The 16,963-nt window shown below is 65.6% G+C and carries 18 protein-coding genes; 8 read left to right on the forward strand and 10 right to left on the reverse strand.

Going from position 1 to position 16,963, the window contains the following annotated elements; all coding sequences use genetic code 11:
- The first annotated feature begins 200 nt into the window (after nucleotides 1–200).
- A complete protein-coding gene (locus ACKI1H_RS05105; protein ID WP_440467816.1) occupies nucleotides 201–2,576 on the forward strand; it encodes a TonB-dependent receptor in 2,376 nt (791 codons plus the stop codon).
- 28 nt (nucleotides 2,577–2,604) lie between these two features.
- Here the strand turns inward: ACKI1H_RS05105 and ACKI1H_RS05110 are convergent, their stop codons facing one another.
- Nucleotides 2,605–2,922: an antibiotic biosynthesis monooxygenase family protein gene (locus tag ACKI1H_RS05110; RefSeq protein WP_440467817.1), complete on the reverse strand. Its 318-nt coding sequence runs from the start codon at nucleotides 2,920–2,922 to the stop codon at nucleotides 2,605–2,607.
- A 309-nt stretch (nucleotides 2,923–3,231) separates the two neighbouring features.
- On the opposite strand from ACKI1H_RS05110, the gene ACKI1H_RS05115 reads away from it, so the two are divergent.
- The gene (locus tag ACKI1H_RS05115) at nucleotides 3,232–4,173 is read left to right on the forward strand and encodes an AraC family transcriptional regulator (RefSeq protein ID WP_138519990.1); all 942 of its coding nucleotides are present in this window, start codon (nucleotides 3,232–3,234) and stop codon (nucleotides 4,171–4,173) included.
- Nucleotides 4,174–4,295: 122 nt separating this feature from the next.
- Here ACKI1H_RS05115 and gloA2 read toward each other — a convergent pair whose 3' ends face one another.
- Complete coding sequence (gene gloA2, locus ACKI1H_RS05120) at nucleotides 4,296–4,682, reverse strand: SMU1112c/YaeR family gloxylase I-like metalloprotein (RefSeq protein WP_138519989.1); 387 nt, start codon at nucleotides 4,680–4,682, stop codon at nucleotides 4,296–4,298.
- 189 nt (nucleotides 4,683–4,871) lie between these two features.
- Here gloA2 and ACKI1H_RS05125 point away from each other — a divergent pair, with 189 nt between their 5' ends.
- Nucleotides 4,872–6,380, forward strand: coding sequence for a YdgA family protein (locus tag ACKI1H_RS05125; protein WP_440467818.1), 1,509 nt, complete (start codon nucleotides 4,872–4,874; stop codon nucleotides 6,378–6,380).
- Nucleotides 6,381–6,620: 240 nt separating this feature from the next.
- Here ACKI1H_RS05125 and trpA read toward each other — a convergent pair whose 3' ends face one another.
- Together trpA and trpB are read right to left on the reverse strand one after the other, a co-directional pair.
- Nucleotides 6,621–7,427 (reverse strand): tryptophan synthase subunit alpha, encoded by an 807-nt coding sequence (gene trpA, locus ACKI1H_RS05130; RefSeq protein ID WP_138519987.1) that lies wholly within the window; start codon nucleotides 7,425–7,427, stop codon nucleotides 6,621–6,623.
- On the reverse strand, nucleotides 7,424–8,632 hold the full coding sequence (trpB, locus tag ACKI1H_RS05135; protein ID WP_138519986.1) for a tryptophan synthase subunit beta: 1,209 nt from the start codon (nucleotides 8,630–8,632) through the stop codon (nucleotides 7,424–7,426). Before trpB ends, trpA begins: the two co-directional genes overlap by 4 nt.
- Nucleotides 8,633–8,923: 291 nt before the next feature.
- On the opposite strand from trpB, the gene ACKI1H_RS05140 reads away from it, so the two are divergent.
- A complete protein-coding gene (locus tag ACKI1H_RS05140) occupies nucleotides 8,924–9,811 on the forward strand; it encodes a LysR family transcriptional regulator (RefSeq protein WP_440467819.1) in 888 nt (295 codons plus the stop codon).
- Between the two features lie 7 nt (nucleotides 9,812–9,818).
- Here ACKI1H_RS05140 and ACKI1H_RS05145 read toward each other — a convergent pair whose 3' ends face one another.
- The 3 genes from ACKI1H_RS05145 to ACKI1H_RS05155 all read right to left on the reverse strand — a co-directional run bounded on the left by ACKI1H_RS05145 (nucleotide 9,819) and on the right by ACKI1H_RS05155 (nucleotide 13,772).
- The gene (locus ACKI1H_RS05145; RefSeq protein WP_440467820.1) at nucleotides 9,819–12,221 is read right to left on the reverse strand and encodes a TonB-dependent siderophore receptor; all 2,403 of its coding nucleotides are present in this window, start codon (nucleotides 12,219–12,221) and stop codon (nucleotides 9,819–9,821) included.
- Nucleotides 12,222–12,318: 97 nt separating this feature from the next.
- Entirely contained in the window at nucleotides 12,319–13,269 is a 951-nt protein-coding gene (locus ACKI1H_RS05150) for a FecR family protein (protein WP_440467821.1), read from the reverse strand.
- Nucleotides 13,266–13,772, reverse strand: coding sequence for a sigma-70 family RNA polymerase sigma factor (locus ACKI1H_RS05155; RefSeq protein ID WP_440467822.1), 507 nt, complete (start codon nucleotides 13,770–13,772; stop codon nucleotides 13,266–13,268). Before ACKI1H_RS05155 ends, ACKI1H_RS05150 begins: the two co-directional genes overlap by 4 nt.
- A 166-nt stretch (nucleotides 13,773–13,938) precedes the next feature.
- Here ACKI1H_RS05155 and ACKI1H_RS05160 point away from each other — a divergent pair, with 166 nt between their 5' ends.
- The 4 genes from ACKI1H_RS05160 (at nucleotide 13,939) to ACKI1H_RS05175 (ending at nucleotide 15,502) form a co-directional block, all read left to right on the forward strand.
- Nucleotides 13,939–14,154 (forward strand): dodecin, encoded by a 216-nt coding sequence (locus ACKI1H_RS05160; protein WP_017518905.1) that lies wholly within the window; start codon nucleotides 13,939–13,941, stop codon nucleotides 14,152–14,154.
- A gap of 160 nt (nucleotides 14,155–14,314) precedes the next feature.
- A complete protein-coding gene (locus ACKI1H_RS05165; RefSeq protein WP_138519982.1) occupies nucleotides 14,315–14,536 on the forward strand; it encodes a DUF1161 domain-containing protein in 222 nt (73 codons plus the stop codon).
- Nucleotides 14,537–14,751: 215 nt separating this feature from the next.
- Entirely contained in the window at nucleotides 14,752–15,174 is a 423-nt protein-coding gene (locus ACKI1H_RS05170; protein ID WP_138519981.1) for an OsmC family protein, read from the forward strand.
- A gap of 121 nt (nucleotides 15,175–15,295) precedes the next feature.
- Nucleotides 15,296–15,502: a DUF1161 domain-containing protein gene (locus ACKI1H_RS05175; RefSeq protein ID WP_440468823.1), complete on the forward strand. Its 207-nt coding sequence runs from the start codon at nucleotides 15,296–15,298 to the stop codon at nucleotides 15,500–15,502.
- A 38-nt stretch (nucleotides 15,503–15,540) separates the two neighbouring features.
- Here ACKI1H_RS05175 and ACKI1H_RS05180 read toward each other — a convergent pair whose 3' ends face one another.
- The 3 genes from ACKI1H_RS05180 to ACKI1H_RS05190 all read right to left on the reverse strand — a co-directional run bounded on the left by ACKI1H_RS05180 (nucleotide 15,541) and on the right by ACKI1H_RS05190 (nucleotide 16,935).
- On the reverse strand, nucleotides 15,541–15,903 hold the full coding sequence (locus tag ACKI1H_RS05180) for a hypothetical protein (RefSeq protein ID WP_138519980.1): 363 nt from the start codon (nucleotides 15,901–15,903) through the stop codon (nucleotides 15,541–15,543).
- 131 nt (nucleotides 15,904–16,034) lie between these two features.
- On the reverse strand, nucleotides 16,035–16,475 hold the full coding sequence (locus ACKI1H_RS05185) for a PA0061/PA0062 family lipoprotein (RefSeq protein ID WP_440467823.1): 441 nt from the start codon (nucleotides 16,473–16,475) through the stop codon (nucleotides 16,035–16,037).
- A gap of 43 nt (nucleotides 16,476–16,518) precedes the next feature.
- Entirely contained in the window at nucleotides 16,519–16,935 is a 417-nt protein-coding gene (locus ACKI1H_RS05190; RefSeq protein WP_017517676.1) for a PA0061/PA0062 family lipoprotein, read from the reverse strand.
- Nucleotides 16,936–16,963 lie beyond the last annotated feature (28 nt).

Consider the following 16,963-nt stretch of genomic DNA (forward strand, 5'->3'; position numbering starts at 1 on the left):
GGATGGAGTTGATGGGTATCGCTGCGCTCCACACCATCCTACGACGTTACTGACGGCACAGGTTCCGGAGCGGCAGCGCAAGAAAATGAAAATATTTTTCATTCAGCACTGCAAGGTTTGCATGACCGTTTCGTCGTAGGCAGGAACGCGAAAAATTCTCACTACGCGACCCTGACCCCACAAGAACGGATTTCACCCGCATGCATTACCGTCCTTCCCCGTTGCACCGCGCGATCCTGCTCGCTTCCCTGCTCGGCGCCGTCGCCCCCGCTGCCCACGCTGCCACCGTCGAGCTGCATATCGCCCCACGCAGCCTGGACAGCGCGCTGACCCAGTTCGCCGACCAGGCCGGGCTGCACCTGCTGTTCAACTCCGAGGATATCCAGGGCTTGCAGAGCGAAGGACTGGACGGCACCTACAGCACCGAAGAGGCGCTCAACCAGCTGCTCTCCGGCAGTGGCGTGAGCTGGCGCTTCACCGACGAGCGCACCGTGCTGCTCAAGCGCGAAAAGGACGACTCCGCCGCCCTGAGCCTGGCACCGATGCAGATCAGCGTGGCGGCGCGGACTCCCACCGACATCAGCTCGATTCCCGGTACCGTCTGGGTCGTGGACCAGACCCAGTTGCGCGAGCAGCTGGACACCGGCGTGAGCCTGAAGGAGGCCGTGGGAAAGCTGGTTCCCGGTCTTGACCTGGCACCCGAGGGCCGCACCAACTACGGCCAGAACATGCGCGGGCGCAACGTGCTGGTAATGATCGACGGCGTCAGCCAGAACAGCTCGCGCGGCCTGTCGCGCCAGTTCGACAGCATTTCGCCGTTCAACGTCGAGCGCATCGAAGTGCTCTCCGGCGCCAGCGCCATCTACGGCGGCGGCGCCACCGGCGGCATCATCAACATCATCACCAAGAAGGGCGCGGTCGGTGATGCGCGCTTCGAGACGCAGCTGGGCGCCACCAGCGGCTTCAACAACAGCGACGACCTCTCTACCCGCGCCGCACAGTCCATCAGTGGCGGCAACGACCGCGTGGCCGGGCGCCTGGGCATTTCGGCGGAGAAGAACGAAGCCTTCTACGACGGCGGCGGCAACCAGATCTTCATCGACAACACCCAGACCGACCTGCAGTACAACCGCACCGTCGACGTGATGGGCAACCTCACCGCGCAGTTCACCGACGAGCAGAGCCTCGACCTGCTGGCGCAGTACTACGACTCGGGCAACGACGGCAGCACCGGCATCTACTTTCCCAACCTGAAGTACCAGGGCCCGTCGAACCTGGAAGACGCGGAAATCCGCAGCGGCCTGGATACCGATCTGGAACCGCGCTCGCGCCGCGTGTTGCTCAACGCCAATTACCACCACAGCAACCTGCTGGAGCAGGACTTCTACCTGCAGGCGTACTACCGCAAGGAAGACGACAACTTCTATCCCTTCCCCTACTACAACACCGGCAAGCCCACGGGTTCCAAGGGCGTGTACTTCGCCGGCTCGCAGCAGAACTTCGAGGTCAGCGGCTTGAAGGGCCTGTTCAGCAAGCAGTGGGATGCGTTCAAGTTCACCTACGGCGTGGACTTCGATCACGAGCGCTTCAACGCCGAGCAGAAGGTCTTCGACCAGCGCCTGTCTTCCGAGAGCGGCGGGCTGGACCTGGAGACCGCCAGCAGCGCCCCGCGCTACCCGAGCTACATCGTCGACGGGCTGTCGTTCTACGGTCAGCTGGACTGGAAGGCCACCGACAACCTGACTATCTCCGGCGGCGCGCGCCACCAGAAGATGGACGTCGAGGTGGACGACTTCAAAGGCGTGCCCGGCGGCAGCAACGACTACCAGGTCAACCTGTTCAACCTCGGCGCGATCTACGACTTCAAGAACGGCCACCAGCTGTGGACCAACTACAGCGAAGGCTTCGACCTGCCCGACCCGGCCAAGTACTACGGCAAGGCCGGGCTGTCGGTGGACGACAATCCGTTGGCCGGCATCAAGAGCCGCCAGGTCGAGACCGGCTGGCGCTACAGCGACATGCAGTGGCAGGCGCAGGCGGCGGTGTACTACATCTGGTCGGACAAGATCATCACCACCGACGCCGCGACCCTGACCATCGACGTGGAAGACCAGAAGAGCCGCGATTTCGGTTTCGAGGGCGCGGTCACCCGCTACTTCGAGAATGGCTGGCAGGGCGGCACCACGCTGCACCTGGTGCGCTCGGAAGAGGAAGATGCCGACGGCGACTGGATCAAGCGTGATGCGCGCTATGCGTCGCTGTCCAAGTCCACCGCCTTCGTTGGCTGGGGCGATGGCGAGCGTAGTGCCCGCCTGCAGGCCCAGCATGCGTTCAACCTGAAGGACGACGCGGATCACGAGATCGACGGCTACACCACCTTCGACCTGATGGGCGAGCAGAAGACCGGTTTCGGTACCTTCAGCGCCGGTATCCAGAACCTGCTGGACAAGCAGTACAGCACCGTCTGGGGCCAGCGCGCCGCGCTGTTCTATTCGCCGACCTACGGGCCGGCCTACCTGTACGACTACCAGGGGCGCGGTCGTACCTTCACGGTGGGCTGGAGCCTGGAATACTGAGAGCCTGAAAAGCTCTCTTCCTAAAAACTCAGGCCACCTTTCCGGTGGCCTGATTGGGCGTTTCGACGATGCCGCCGCTGAGGCTTCGGCAGTGGCATAAAAGTACTTCGCCGAGCAGCTGCAACGAGGGCGTGGCGAAGTAGTCCAGCAGCGCTTCCTCGTCCTTCCAGCTCCCCTGCAGCAGCCACGGCTCGCCGTTCTCGCGGGCGACCAACTGGCAGCGCAGGCACCCTGGCGCGCGGCGTGCGCCGTCGACGAGGTTGTCGATCAATGCGCCCAGTTCTGCCTCGTGCCCCAGCCGGGGATGGATCTGCAATTCATGTTCGATGGGTGTTTGCCAGTGCATGTCCTGTCCTCCGCATTACAGGAAGAAGTCCGAAGTGGCTCCTCGGACGACTGACAGGAAGATTACGGCGCGGCCAGCGCCGGGCGTTATCCGGATGCTGTCGGCTTCTTGCCTGATCCTGCGTTGCGCTCGCCCACCCTTGTAACAGACCGTTTCCAGGCCCTGCACTGCAACGGTGCGCGCTGGAATACCACGCTGGCTTGTCCATTCCTGCCGATTGCTTGCCTGATCCTCCAGCGGCTGCCTTACTGTCACACTCGCGCACGCGTCGCGGGCGTAAGCTGCGTGCGCCGCCACTGGAGGTCCCGCATGTCCCAGTCCGTTCCCGCCTACGATCCCATTGCCGCCGGCCGCCAGGAGCTGGCCGACATCATCCAACGCCACTGCCAGGGTGAAGGTGTCTTCGAAACCGCTATCGACTCCCTGCTGGTCGGCCGCAGCGATTGCCCCCACGAAGGCCGCATGCCGACCCTCTACCGCCCCGCCCTGTGCGTGATTGCCCAGGGCTGCAAGGAGGTGCGCCTGGGCAGCGAGGTGTATCGCTACGACGAACTCAACCTGCTGGTGGTGTCGGTGACGCTGCCGGTGTCCGGCCAGGTGATCGAGGCCTCGCCGGAGAAGCCCTACCTGTCCATCCGCCTGGACATCGACCCGGGCGAACTGACCCGGCTGATCGCCGAAGCGGGCCTGGCCGGCAGCGCGCCGCGCCCGGCCAGCCGTGGCATCTACCTGCAGCGCCTGGACTGCACCGTGCTCGACGCCTTGCTGCGGCTGATGCGCCTGCTGGATACGCCGCGGGACATCGAGATGCTCGCGCCGCTGTTCGTCCGCGAAATCCTCTACCGCCTGTTGCGCGGCCCGCAGGGGCATCTGCTGCACGACCTGGCGATGACCGACAGCCAGACCCATCGCGTCACCCGTGCCATCGAGTGGCTCAACCGCAATTACGACAAATCCCTGCGCATCGAGGACCTGGCCCGCGAGGTGAACCTCAGCGTGTCCACCCTGCACCACCGCTTCAAGGAAGTGACTGCGTTGAGCCCGCTGCAATACCAGAAGCAGTTGCGCCTGCAGGAAGCCCGGCGATTGATGCTCTCGGAAGGACTGGAGGTGGCGGTGGCCGGGCATCGCGTTGGTTATGAGAGCCCGTCGCAGTTCAGCCGCGAATACAGCCGCCTGTTCGGTGCGCCGCCGCTACGCGATCTGGCGAGCCTGCGTGGGGCGTTGGACAGCGAGGCCGTGCCGGCCTGAGCGGATTCAGGAGCACTTTCGTAGGATGGGTGGAGCGCAGCGATACCCATGCTGTCGGCGCACCGGATTGATGGGTATCGCTGCGCTCCACGCCATCCTACTAAGGCGTTGGCCGAGGGGACTTAGCGCTCGTAAAGCTCCAGCGGGAGGTCGTCCGGATCGGCGAAGAAGGTGAAGCGCTTGCCGGTCAGTTCGTCCTCGCGGATCGGTTCGCAGGCCACACCGTGGCTCTGCAGATGGGCCACGGCACTCTCCAGTTCATCCACGGCGAACGCCAGGTGGCGCAGCCCCTGCGCCTCGGGATAGGACGGCCGCGCCGGCGCACCGGGGAACGAGAACAGCTCCAGCCGCGCATCGCCCAGTTCCAGGTCGAGCTTCCAGGAGTCGCGGGCGGTGCGGTAGGTCTCGGCGACGACCTTCAGGCCCAGCACCTGGGTGTAGAAGTGCTTGGAGCGCGGGTAGTCCGAACAGATCAGGGCAACATGATGGAGGCTGTGCAGCAGGGCCATGGGCGGTTCTTCCCGGTGGGTCGGAGCGCTCTATCCTGACAGCCGTGCCCCGACGGTCAATGCTGGCGCTGTGAAGTCTGTCGCCAACGGCGCTGGAGTGATGGCAGTGCGCCTGCTAGCATCCCGCCGCCCACTCCCATAAACGGTCGACAGGATGTCCCCCGTACGGCCTCATTGAAAGGACTCAGCATGAAGAAGACCGCCCTGGCCATCGCCATTCCCGTTGCCATCGTTGGCGCCGCCGTTGCCGGCGCCTGGTACACCGGCAGCCGTGTCGAGCAGGAAGTGAACCGTGGCATCACCGAAGCCAACCAACTGTTCGAGCAGGAAGCCCCCGGCCTGGGCGCTCACCTGACGCTGGTGGACATCCAGCGTGGCGTGCTCTCCAGCACCGCGCGCTACAACCTGTCCTTCACCGGCAAGGAAGGCGAAGAGCCGCAGGTCCTGGTCTTCACCGACCGCCTGGAACATGGTCCCTTCCCGGCCTCACGCCTGGCAGCCGGCAAGCTGGCGCCGGTCATGGCGCAGAGCCATTTTGCCCTCGAGCAGAACGAACTCACTGCCCCGCTGTTCACCGCCTCCGGTGGCAAGGCCCCGCTGTCCGGCGAGCTGACCATCCACTACGACCAGAAGCAGGAAGGCCGCGTCGAAACCGCCGCCCTGGAGTTCGCCAAGGACAGCGACAAGCTGCGCCTGTCTCCGGCCAAGGTGACTTTCAGCGTTTCCGCCGACAAGAAGGACGTGAGCGCTGTGGGCAACCTCGCCGAGGTTGACCTGGACTTCACCGACGAGAACACCGGCCAGCCGGCTCGCGTGCAGCTGCGTGATCTGGGCATGCAGGGCGACAAGAAGGAAAACGCCAATGGCTTCGCCCTGGGCCCCAGCTCCGCCACGATCAAGAGCCTGAACATCAAGTCGCCGGGCGCGCCGGAAGTCGAGCTGCGCGAAGCCGTGGTCGAGGAAACCCTCAAGCAGGGCGGCAAGGGCCTGGACCAGAGCGTTTCCTACCGTATCGGCAAGGTCGTGGTGCAGGGCCAGGAAATCGGCGGCATGAAGCTGGACCTGAGCCTGCGCAACCTCGACGAAGGCGTGCTCAAGACCTTCAAGGAGTCCTACAACAAGATGGCGCTGGACAGCCTGGAAAGCACCGAGCTGACTCCGGCGCAGGAAGAAGAGCTCAAACGCCTGGGCCTGGCCCTGCTGGAAGGCTCGCCGGTGCTGTCGCTGGACGAACTGTCCCTGCAGACCAGCCATGGTGTGGCCAAGGCTTCCCTGTCGGTCGACCTGCGCAAGCCCAACGCTGCCGCTGCGACTCCTGACGAGATGGCCCGCAGCATCCTGGCTGCGCTCAAGGCCGACCTGAAGGTGGACAAGGCCGTGATCGGCGACATCGTCGCCCTGCAGGGTTCGCTGGGTGGCGAGGCTGCCGGCAGCGTCGACCCGGTAGCGCTCAAGCAGCAGTCCGATGCCATGACTGACCTGTTCAGCGGCATGGCGCTGAACTCGCAGTGGGCCGTTCTGGACGGCAATGCGCTGTCCAGCTCGCTGGCCTACGCCAACGACCAGGTGAAGTTCAACGGCAAGGACATGAGCGTGCCCGAATTCATGGCCTTCGCCATGGGCTCCGCGCAAGGCCAGGGCCTGGGTGGTCCGGCGGCTGGCGCCGAAGAAGAGCCGCAGGAAGAAAGCGTGCAGTAAGTTTCGCCTGAAACGAAAAAGCCCGGCATTCGCCGGGCTTTTTTGCTTTTCGTGGGAGCGAGCTTGCTCGCGAACCCGTCCGGCATCAGAGCTGCCGGCAAGAACTGTTCGCGAGCCAGCTCGCTCCTACAGAGGCATACGTAGGATGGGTGGAGCGGAGCGATACCCATGCTGTCGGTGCACGGAATCGATGGGTATCGCTTCGCTCCACGCCATCCTACGCAGAGCGAGTCGCGGCCATCAGCGGGCGGTGCGCACGCCCTCGGCCAGCTGACGGCACAGGCCGAGCACGCTCTGCACTGCGTCGGCGGAGCTGGTGGCTTCGGCGATCTTGTCGATCAGCGCCGAGCCCACCACCACGCCATCGGCCAGGCGGGCGATGCTCGCCGCGTGTTCCGGGGTGCGGATGCCGAAGCCGATGGATACCGGCAGGTCGGTGTGGCGACGCAGGCGCGCCACGGCTTCCTCGACGTGGTCCAGGGTAGCGGCACCCGCGCCGGTCACGCCGGCTACCGAGACGTAGTAGACGAAGCCGGAGCTGCCCTCGAGCACGGTGGGCAGGCGTTTGTCGTCGGTGGTCGGAGTGGTCAGGCGGATGAAGTCGATGCCCGCGGCCTGGGCCGGGTGGCAGAGGTCTTCGTTGTGCTCGGGCGGCAGGTCCACCACGATCAGGCCGTCGACGCCGGCCTCTTTCGCATCGGCGATGAACTTGTCCACACCGTAGTAGTGGATCGGGTTGAAGTAGCCCATCAGTACCAGCGGCGTGGTGGTGTTGCCGGCGCGGAATTCGCGGACCATCTTCAGCGTCTTGGCCAGGTTCTGGCCGTTGCCCAGGGCGCGGATGTTGGCCAGCTGGATCGCCGGGCCGTCGGCCATCGGGTCGGTGAAGGGCATGCCCAGCTCGATCACGTCGGCGCCGGCTTCGGGCAGGCCCTTGAGGATGTCCAGCGAGGTCGAGTAGCCCGGATCGCCAGCGGTGATGAAGGTCACCAGGGCGGCGCGGTTCTGCTCTTTGAGTTCGGCGAAGCGGGTCTGCAGGCGGCTCATGCTTGCGGCTCCTGTTGCATGTGGTGCATGACGGTCTGCATGTCCTTGTCGCCACGACCGGACAGGTTCACCACCATGATGTGGTCCTTGGGCAAGTTCGGCGCGCGCTTGAAGACTTCGGCCAGCGCGTGGGAGGACTCCAGCGCGGGGATGATGCCTTCCAGGCGGCAGCACTGGTGGAACGCGTCGAGGGCTTCGTGATCGGTGATCGAGGTGTACTCGACGCGACCGATGTCATGCAGCCACGCGTGTTCCGGACCGATGCCGGGGTAGTCCAGGCCGGCGGAGATGGAGTGCGCGTCGATTATCTGGCCGTCTTCGTCCTGCAGCAGGAAGGTGCGGTTGCCGTGCAGCACGCCCGGCACGCCACCGTTCAGGCTGGCCGCGTGCTTGCCGGTCTCGATGCCGTGACCGGCGGCTTCGACGCCGATGATCTTGACGCTGGCGTCATCGAGGAACGGGTGGAACAGGCCCATGGCGTTGGAGCCGCCGCCGATGCAGGCGACCAGCGAATCGGGCAGGCGCCCTTCCTTCTCGGCCAGCTGCTCGCGGGTCTCCTTGCCGATCACCGCCTGGAAGTCGCGGACCATCGCCGGGTACGGGTGCGGGCCGGCCACGGTGCCGATCAGGTAGAAGGTGCTGTCGACGTTGGTCACCCAGTCGCGCAGGGCTTCGTTCATCGCATCCTTCAGGGTGCCGGTGCCGGCGGTGACCGGGATCACCTCGGCGCCCAGCAGCTTCATGCGGAACACGTTGGCCTGCTGGCGATCGATGTCGGTGGTGCCCATGTAGATCACGCATTGCAGGCCGAAGCGTGCGGCCACGGTGGCGGTGGCCACGCCGTGCATACCGGCGCCGGTCTCGGCGATGATGCGTTTCTTGCCCATGCGCCGGGCCAGCAGGATCTGGCCGATGCAGTTGTTGATCTTGTGTGCGCCGGTGTGGTTCAGCTCTTCGCGCTTCAAGTAGATCTTCGCGCCGCCGCAATGCTCGGTCAGGCGCTCGGCGAAGTACAGCGGGCTCGGGCGACCGACGTAGTCGCGCTGGAAGTAGGCGAGTTCCTTCTGGAACTCCGGATCGTCCTTGGCCTTCTCGTACTCGCGGGCCAGGTCGTGGATCAGCGGCATCAGGGTCTCGGCGACGTACTGGCCGCCGAAGCTGCCGAACAGGCCCTTGGCGTCTGGACCGGTGCGCAGTGTGGACATGGGATCACTCCTGGTTGGAACCTGTCTCTCTCCGAGACATTGGGCCTGGGCTTACCCTCTCCCCAGCCCTCTCCCTGAAGGGAGAGGGAGCCGAATGTGCCGGCTGATACCAAGGTTTCAACCTGCACCGAACGGTCCCCTCTCCCGCTTGCGGGAGAGGGTCAGGGAGAGGGGCTCTGATCTTGTAGGGGCGGGGCACCTACGAATGGGGCTCAGGATACGGCTGTGTGAGGCCGGGGAAAAGCGATAAGATCGCCAGGATACGTCAGAAAAACTCACGGATAGACTGCCATGAGCCGAGACCTTCCACCGCTCAATGCCCTGCGCGCCTTCGAAGCTGCTGCCCGCCTGCGCGGTGTGAGCGCAGCGGCAGATGAGCTGAGCGTCACCCACGGAGCGATCAGCCGACAGGTTCGTCTGCTCGAAGAGGAGCTGGGCGTGACCCTGTTCGTCAAGGAAGGGCGCGGCGTAAAACTCACCGATGCCGGCATGCGTCTGAGCGAGGTGGCCAGCGATTCCTTCGAGCGCCTGCGCAGCGTCTGTGCTGAATTGCGCCGCCAGGCCGGCGGCGATGCGCCTTTCGTGCTCGGCTGTCCCGGCAGCCTGCTGGCGCGCTGGTTCATCCCGCGTCTGGACCGCCTGAATCGAGACCTCCCCGACCTGCGCCTGCAGCTCTCTGCCAGTGATGGCGACCTCGACCCGCGTCGTGGTGGCCTCGACGCCACCCTGTGCTTTGCCGCGCCGCCCTGGCCGGCAGACATGCGCGTGCTGGAGCTGGCGGTGGAGAGCATCGGCCCGGTCCTCAGCCCACGCTCTCCGCGCTTCGATCAGTTGCGTGCGGCGCCAGCCGAAGCGCTGCTGGGCGAATCCCTGCTGCACACCGTCTCGCGCCCGCAGGCCTGGCCCGAATGGGCCGCGCGCCATGGCCTGGACCCGACGAGGCTGAAGCTCGGGCAGGGCTTCGAGCATCTCTACTATCTGCTGGAGGCCGCCGTGGCCGGCCTGGGCGTCGCCATCGCGCCGCAGCAGCTGGTGGCCGACGACCTCGCTGCCGGTCGCCTCGCTGCGCCCTGGGGCTTTGTCGAGACCACCGCGCGGCTGGCGCTGTGGGTGCCCGAGCGCCGCGCCGATCCTCGCGCCGAGCGTCTGGCGCAGTGGCTGCGCCAGGAACTCGCTTAAGCGAGACTCAGAACTCCGGCGTGTACTTCACGCTGAACATCAGGTTGCGCGGGTCGCCGAAGTTGTTGGCACCGTCGGCCGCTGCGTAACCGGGCAGGTAGTAGCGCTTGTCGAACAGGTTGTTGGCGTTCACCGCCAGGTCGATCTCGCGGCTCAGGCGGTAGCCCAGGCGCGCGCTCCAGACGGTGAAGCCGGGGACGTCGAACTCGCGATCGAAGCTCACGGTGTGGCTCTGGGTCACGAAGCCCAGGCCGGTGCTGACGCGATTCCAGTCGCCCGGCAGCTGGTAGTCGGCCCACATCCGCAGCATGTGCTTGGGTGTCCATTGGCTGAACACGCGGCCCTTGTTCTCCGGGTCGTCGAGGAACTTGGTGGTGTTGTAGGTGTAGCCGGCGAAAAGTTGCAGGTCGCGCACGACCTCGCCGCTGACCTCGGCCTCGATGCCCTGGCTGCGCACCTTGCCGGAGGCGGTGGAGCAGTACCAGCCGTCGCAGGCGTAGCCGGCGGATTCATCGAGTACCGAGCGGTTCTTCTGGTCATAGCGGAACACGGCCAGCGAGGTATTCACCCGGCCATCGAGCAGCTCGCCCTTGAGGCCCACCTCGTAGTTGCTGCCGATCACCGGCTCGAGCATCTTCTGCTGCGCATCGCGTGCGCTCTGCGGTTCGAACACGTCGGTGTAGCTGGCGTAGGCCGACCACTCCGGCGTCAGCGCGTAGACCAGGCCGAAGTACGGGGTGACCTCGCCGGTCTCGGTCATGCTGTCGGTGTAGTCGTCGTCCGGCAGGTTGTAGGCATAGTCGTACCAGCTCACCCGGCCACCGAGCACGGCGGTCAGTGGCTCGGCCAGCTTCACCCGCCAGCTGCTGTACAGGCCCTTCTGGCGGATGTCGTAGTCGGCGTTGGTGGAGCGGCCGCCCGGTGAGGAGAGGATGTCGTCCAGACTCGGTTTGGGGCGGTGGTGGTCGATATCGAAGATGTTGCCGCCGGAGACGAAGCGCCGCGCGTAGAAGTCATCCGTGGTGTACTTGGAATAGTTGCCGCCGAGGATCAGTTCCTGCTCCAGCGAGAACGCCTCGAATTTCCCGTCGAGGTACAGGTCCAGGCCGATCTTGGTGGACTCGAAGTTGGTGATCCAGTCGGCGAAATCCAGGCCGCTGCCATCGGGCTGCACATCCCCGTGCATGCGCTGGTGGATCGAATCGTTGTGCTCGCGCATGCGCACGGCGGCAGCCTTCAAGCTCCAGTTGTCATCGAAGCGGTGCGTCAGGTCGGCGTAGACCGTGGTCTGTTCGATGTCGTTGCTGTTCCAGGTCGCGCCGCTGTAGGTGGAGCGCGAAAAGCCGATGTCGCTGCCGTCGGGATAGCGCGGCAGACCGCGCATCATCGGGCGCGAGTCGAGGTCGGAATCGCTGAAGCCGATGCCGACCGTGGTGTCCGGGCTCAGGTCGAAGTCCAGCGCGCCATACAGCGAGGTGGTCTTGCTCCAGACGTAGTCGGTGAAGGAGTGCGTGTCGTCCTGATCGGCCACCATGCGCCCGCGGATCGTGCCGGCCTCGTTCAACGGGCCGCCGACGTCAGCCTGCAGGCCATAGTGGTCCCACGAGCCGGCCTTGCCGGTGAAGGTGGCGGTGGGCGTGCTCTGCCCGCGCTTGCGCACCAGGTTGATGGCGCCACCGGGGCTACCGGCGCCTTGCAGCAGGCCGGAGGCGCCGCGGAGGATTTCCACGCGGTCGAAGAACACCAGGTCCTGGTTCGCCCAGTTGCCCAGCACGTAGGTGTTGCGCGGGATCGGCACGCCGTCGTACTGCCAGTCGTCGATCTGGAAGCCGCGCGAGGAAATCACCATGCCCGGGCCGATACCGGTGGCGCCTACCAGGCCGGTGGTGTGGTTGACCGCGTCACGCAGGTCGGTGATGTCCTGATCGTCGAGCTGCTTGCGGGTGATGACGCTGACCGACTGGGGAATGTCCTTGAGCTTGTGCTCACCCTTGCCAATGGTGGTGGCGCGGGCGGCGTAGGAGCCGCTGCCTTCGGTGGTGGCATCCAGCCCCTGGCCGGTCACCGTGGTGCTGTCCAGTTCCAGGGCGCCGTCGCGCGGCGCGGCCTCCACGCTGTAGGCACCGCTGGCGGTGACTTTCAGGCGCAGGTTGCTGCCGGACAGGGCTTTCTCCAGCGCCTGCTCGATGCTCAGTTCACCCTGGATCGCCGGGGCGCGCTGGTCGCGCACCAGTGCCGGGTCCAGCGAGATCACCTCGCCGCTCTGCCGGGCGATGGCGTTCAGCGTGGTGGCCAGGCTCGCGGCGGGCAGTTCGAAGTGCAGCAGCGCGGGTTCGGCGGCGAACAGGTGGGGAGCGTTGGCCACCAGCACGAAGGCGGTGGCAAGGGCGCGGGGCCAGGGTGAGGACACAGCAATCTCCTGAGAATTATTCGTATTCAGGAGCTAGGTGCGATGAAGTGAAAAATCCGGACAGGCACGGCCGAAAAATTTTTCCTGCGCCGGGACATCAAGGCTCCCGCAGGCTGATCAGGGTCAGCCAGGGGCCGAAGCGGCGTACTTCCAGCGGCAACGTTTCGCCCAGCGCGGCCAGCGTGCGATGAGGCTCGTCTAGCGGGAAGACGCCCTGCACCCGCAGGTTGCGTGCACGCGGCTCGACGCGGACGTAGCCCGGCAGGTAAGGACGCAGCGAATCGATCACCGCTTCCAGCGGCTCATCGGTGACGCTCAGCCGGCCATTCAGCCAGTCCGCACGGGCGGCCTGCTCGCGCAGCGGATGGATGCCGTCCGCGGCCAGCAATGCCGCCTCCCCTTCGCCCAGCTCGCGCCACTCGGCTTGCCCGACGAGGCTGGCGCGGACGCGATGTTCCAGCACCACCACGCGGGTGGCGTGGTCCTCCTGGCTGACCAGGAAGCGTGTGCCCAGGGCGCGAACTTCGCCCTGGGCGCTCCGGACGATCAGCGGACGCTGTGGGTCAGGTGCCACCTGGATTACCAGTTCGCCGTGGCGCAGCAGGATCAGACGCTGGCGCGAGTCGAAGGCCAGGTCAACCGAGCTTCCGGCATTCAGGCTCAGGCGGCTGCCGTCTTCGAGGGTGAAGTGTCGGCGCTCACCGGTACCGGTGCGCAGGTCGGCCAACAGGTCGCGTACCGGCGTGCTGCTGGCGGTCAGCCAGAGCCCGCCACCGAGCACGCCGAGGCCGGCCAGCCCGCGTAGCAGTTGGCGCCGCGAGCCCTGCTGGTGCAGCAGCAGATCGGCGGCGCCGGGCATGCGCCGCAGGTTGTCGTAGGGCGCCCCGAGGCCGCGTTGCAAGCGAGCCCAGGCGTCGGCGTGGGCTGGGTCGCTGCTCAGCCAGGCTTGCAGCTGGCGTTGCAGTCGAACATCGGCGTGCCCCGAACGCAGCCGCACCATCCAGTCGATGGCCTGCTCTGCGGCCGCGTCCAGCTGTACTTCGCTCATGGCACCAGCTCATTGAGGTAGATCTGCCGCAGCGCCTGCTTCATGTAGCGCCCCACGGTGCGTTCGCTGACAGCCAGGTGCCGGCCGATCTCGGCGTAGCCCAGGCCGTCGAGCTGGCTGAGCAGGAAAGCACGGCGCACCACCTGCGGCAGGCCATCCAGGGTGCGGTCGACCAGCAGCAGTGCTTCGAGCAGCAGCGCACGGTCTTCCGGCGAAGGCTCCAGGGCTTCGGGCTGGAGGCTGAGGTAGTCCAGGTAGGCGCGTTCCAGCCGGCGGCGGCGGTGACGGTCGTAGATGAGCCGGCGGGCAATGGTGGAGAGATAGGCGCGTGGCTGCTCGATGGTCTGTGGATCGACCTGGGCGGCGAGAATCTGGCAGAACGTCTCGGCCGCCGTGTCTTCGCCGTCGGCGCGGTTATCCAGGTAGCGCTGCACGTGCTGCAGCAGCCAGCGGTGGTGGTCGCTGAAGAAGAACCCCAGCTTGCTGGAGAGTGAGCCGGCCACGCGGACCATCCCTGGACTATTAAATAAGAATGCTTCGCATTATACATTTCCCGGGAGAGACGGCAATTCGCCGCTACCGGCAATTTGCTGCACTTGTGCCCATCGACTAGGGTCCAACTGGGACACTCACTCACCGCACGCCCTTGAGCGCGCCTGGGAGCACGCGATGTCGAATCACCACACCTACAAGAAGATCGAGCTGGTCGGCTCCTCGCGCACCAGCATCGAGGATGCGATCAACAACGCCCTGGCCGAGGCGGCCAAGAGCATCGACTTCCTGGAATGGTTCGAGGTGGTGGACACCCGCGGGCATATCGAGAACGGTGCGGTAGGGCACTACCAGGTGACCATCAAGGTTGGCTTCCGCATCGCCAACAGCTAGATCGCCTGCGGCTCGATCCTGTTTGTCGAGGGCCTTTGCACGTGGCTCTTTTGTCACGCGCTGCTGCCATGTTGGCGAGGCGCGTGGTCGTGCGTACCGGGGTAGCCCGGTTTTCCGGCCCGTTCGGGCCTTTTCTGTGAACGACGAGGGAGCGCTACCGATGAAGAAGTTCCTGATCGCTGTGGGGGTCTTCGCCCTGGCTGGCAACGTCTTTGCCGCCGGCAAGCCGTGCGAAGAGCTGAAGTCGGAAATCGAGGCGAAGATCAAGGCCAAGGGCGTCGCCTCTTTCAACCTGGAGGTCGTCGACAAGGGCAGCGCGGGCGGCAAGCAAGTCGTCGGCACCTGCGAAGGCGGCACCAAGGAAATCGTTTACTCCAAGTAAACGCCTGGACGTGAATCGAGGCCGGGCTCCGCGAGGGGCCCGGCCTTTTTCATCGCACCTGCTGCCTGTAGGAGCGAGCTTGCTCGCGAACGGTGCTCGCCGGCAGCTACTCGGCTGGGCGGGTTCGCGAGCAAGCTCGCTCCTACGAAAAGCTGAACCCCGCAAACCTTCCCGGCCTCGAAAGTCCTGACTGCAACCCACGCGGAGGACGCGACATGAAGAAATCGGCATCGGCCCACTGGCAGGGTGGCCTGAAGGACGGCAAGGGCACGATCTCCACCGAAAGCGGCGCGCTCAAGGAGCAGCCCTACGGCTTCAACACCCGCTTCGAGGGCGCACCGGGCACCAATCCGGAAGAACTGATCGGCGCGGCTCACGCTGGTTGCTTCTCCATGGCGCTGTCGATGATGCTCGGCGAGGCCGGCCTGACGGCCGAAAGTATCGACACCCAAGCCGAGGTCAGCCTGGAAAAGCTCACTGATGGTTTCACCATCACCGCCGTGCACCTGACGTTGAAGGCGAAGGTGCCGGGCACCGATGCGCAGACCTTCCAGGCCATCGCCGACAAGGCCAAGGCCGGCTGCCCGGTCTCGCGGGTGCTCAACGCGCGCATCACCCTCGACGCCAGCCTCGAATGAGCCAGCGGGGCACTCTGTTGCGCGGCGGAGGTCCACCGTTAGGATAGGGTGCCCCACCGAGGGGTTCTGACGAGGGACTGTGATGACGACGATTAAGTGGGCTGTGGCGACAGGCGTGGCGATGCTGCTGGCGAGCGGCGTGAGCTGGGCGGCGGTGAAGCCCTGCGAGGAGCTCAAGGCCGAAATCGAGACCAAGATCCAGGCCGCCGGGGTGACCTCCTACACCCTGGAGATCGTGGACAAGTCCGAGGTGAAGGATCCGAACATGGTGGTCGGCACCTGCGACAACGGGCAGCGGCGGATCATCTACCAGAAGAACGACGGCTGAGCGCGGCGTTCGATCGGGCCAGCACGCCTTGCGCGCGACTAAAGATCCAGCAGGTAACCCACCGCGGCTGCACTCAGGGCTAGCGCTGAGAACACCAGCGCCGGTTTGGATGTCAGCAGCCCGAGCAACATCTGGCGGCCCTTGCGACGAGCCTCCCAACGGATCTTGCGTAGTTCATCGGCAGCCTCGGGGTGGATGTCGCGGATGAAGTACGTGCTGGAGTAGATCAGGTAGCGCGCCTGATTCATCTCACTCACATTGGGGCATGCGATGGAGAACAGCGGACTGCCGTCAGGGGCAACGCCGACATTGAAGACGTAAGAGTCCAGCCCGTGCCGGCGCAGGGCCGAATTCAGGTATTCGGCCAGCGCTTCTTCCTTGAAATCGAGCAGCGTATGCATGTGTTCGCGAGGCTCCGCTCACTGGGAGCGCGACTGTACGACAGGACGCTGCGCGGGAGGAACTCATCGACTACAGGAGCGCACCATCGCGAGCGTCGGCCAGGCGTTCCACCGCTCCTGCAGGTTGCGGCTCAGAACGGCCCGCAGCGCACCGCACCCTGGAAGTCCGTCTTCGCCACCAGCTTGCCGTTGGCGTCCGTCAGCAGTGCCAGCGCGCTGCGCAATTGCGGGCGCAGCTCCAGGCGGTAGCGTTCACCGGCGGCGAAGTCGTCGTAGGTCACCTTGACCCGGCAGGTCAGCTCCGAGGGATCGGTCATCTGGCCCATGCCGCCGCCGCTGGAGACTTCGTACTGGAAGCGCACCACCAGCTCGTGGCGCCCCGGCGTCACCTGGTAGAAGCGGCCGTCGTTCACCGATTGGCCATCCAGGCGCTCGGCCATCAGGGTCTTGCCCGGCGTGGTGTAGAGGTCGATCCAGGCCATCTGCGGATCGTGGGCCGGCAGCGGGCTGGCGCAGCCGGCGAGCAGGGCGAAGCCCAGGGAAAGGAGGCCGGGGAGATGACGCGGGCGCATGGAAGTTCACCGTGGAATGGGCTTATCCCACAGCATACCCCGCTCAGGCCTTGGCGCAGCCCCGTTCGCGGCCGCGGGCGATTTCGCCACCCTGGGCATCGTAGAGCTTGGCCCAGGGGCGGAAGCCGATGCTGCCAGTTTCCAGGCGGTAGCGCTGACCGGCGCTGAACTCCTTGTATTGCACGGTCATTTCGCAGTCGCGCCACAGCGCCTCGTCCACCGGGCCGATGTCCACCGGCTCGACCTGGAACTGGAAGCGCACACGCAATTCGTGGGAGCCCGGGTCGACCTCGAAGTAGCGGGTGCTGGACCACTCCTTGTTGTCCACTTCCATGGCCGCCAGATCGCTCTGGCTGTTGGTGTCCAGGTCGACCCAGGCGCGGTTCGGGTCCGGCTGGGGCATCAGCATCGAACAGCCGCTCAGGGCGAGCAGGCCGGCAGGTATGAGAAGGGCGCGCATCGGGTGGGGCTCCTGGTCGAAAGGGTCG

Origin of the sequence: Pseudomonas sp. YH-1 (assembly GCF_051990045.1) — a bacterium.
GTDB lineage: Bacteria > Pseudomonadota > Gammaproteobacteria > Pseudomonadales > Pseudomonadaceae > Pseudomonas > Pseudomonas nicosulfuronedens.

Bases quoted from the DNA above. Each gene is read 5' to 3' on its own strand.
- ACKI1H_RS05165 (WP_138519982.1), top strand. From the start codon at position 14,315: ATGAAGAAGTTCCTGATCGCTGTGGGGGTCTTCGCCCTGGCTGGCAAC.
- ACKI1H_RS05110 (WP_440467817.1), bottom strand. From the start codon at position 2,922: ATGCACTGGCAAACACCCATCGAACATGAATTGCAGATCCATCCCCGG.
- ACKI1H_RS05190 (WP_017517676.1), bottom strand. From the start codon at position 16,935: ATGCGCGCCCTTCTCATACCTGCCGGCCTGCTCGCCCTGAGCGGCTGT.
- ACKI1H_RS05185 (WP_440467823.1), bottom strand. From the start codon at position 16,475: ATGCGCCCGCGTCATCTCCCCGGCCTCCTTTCCCTGGGCTTCGCCCTG.
- ACKI1H_RS05125 (WP_440467818.1), top strand. From the start codon at position 4,872: ATGAAGAAGACCGCCCTGGCCATCGCCATTCCCGTTGCCATCGTTGGC.
- ACKI1H_RS05160 (WP_017518905.1), top strand. From the start codon at position 13,939: ATGTCGAATCACCACACCTACAAGAAGATCGAGCTGGTCGGCTCCTCG.
- trpA (WP_138519987.1), bottom strand. From the start codon at position 7,427: ATGAGCCGCCTGCAGACCCGCTTCGCCGAACTCAAAGAGCAGAACCGC.
- ACKI1H_RS05175 (WP_440468823.1), top strand. From the start codon at position 15,296: ATGCTGCTGGCGAGCGGCGTGAGCTGGGCGGCGGTGAAGCCCTGCGAG.
- ACKI1H_RS05105 (WP_440467816.1), top strand. From the start codon at position 201: ATGCATTACCGTCCTTCCCCGTTGCACCGCGCGATCCTGCTCGCTTCC.
- ACKI1H_RS05170 (WP_138519981.1), top strand. From the start codon at position 14,752: ATGAAGAAATCGGCATCGGCCCACTGGCAGGGTGGCCTGAAGGACGGC.
- ACKI1H_RS05180 (WP_138519980.1), bottom strand. From the start codon at position 15,903: ATGCATACGCTGCTCGATTTCAAGGAAGAAGCGCTGGCCGAATACCTG.
- trpB (WP_138519986.1), bottom strand. From the start codon at position 8,632: ATGTCCACACTGCGCACCGGTCCAGACGCCAAGGGCCTGTTCGGCAGC.
- ACKI1H_RS05140 (WP_440467819.1), top strand. From the start codon at position 8,924: ATGAGCCGAGACCTTCCACCGCTCAATGCCCTGCGCGCCTTCGAAGCT.
- ACKI1H_RS05115 (WP_138519990.1), top strand. From the start codon at position 3,232: ATGTCCCAGTCCGTTCCCGCCTACGATCCCATTGCCGCCGGCCGCCAG.
- gloA2 (WP_138519989.1), bottom strand. From the start codon at position 4,682: ATGGCCCTGCTGCACAGCCTCCATCATGTTGCCCTGATCTGTTCGGAC.
- ACKI1H_RS05150 (WP_440467821.1), bottom strand. From the start codon at position 13,269: ATGAGCGAAGTACAGCTGGACGCGGCCGCAGAGCAGGCCATCGACTGG.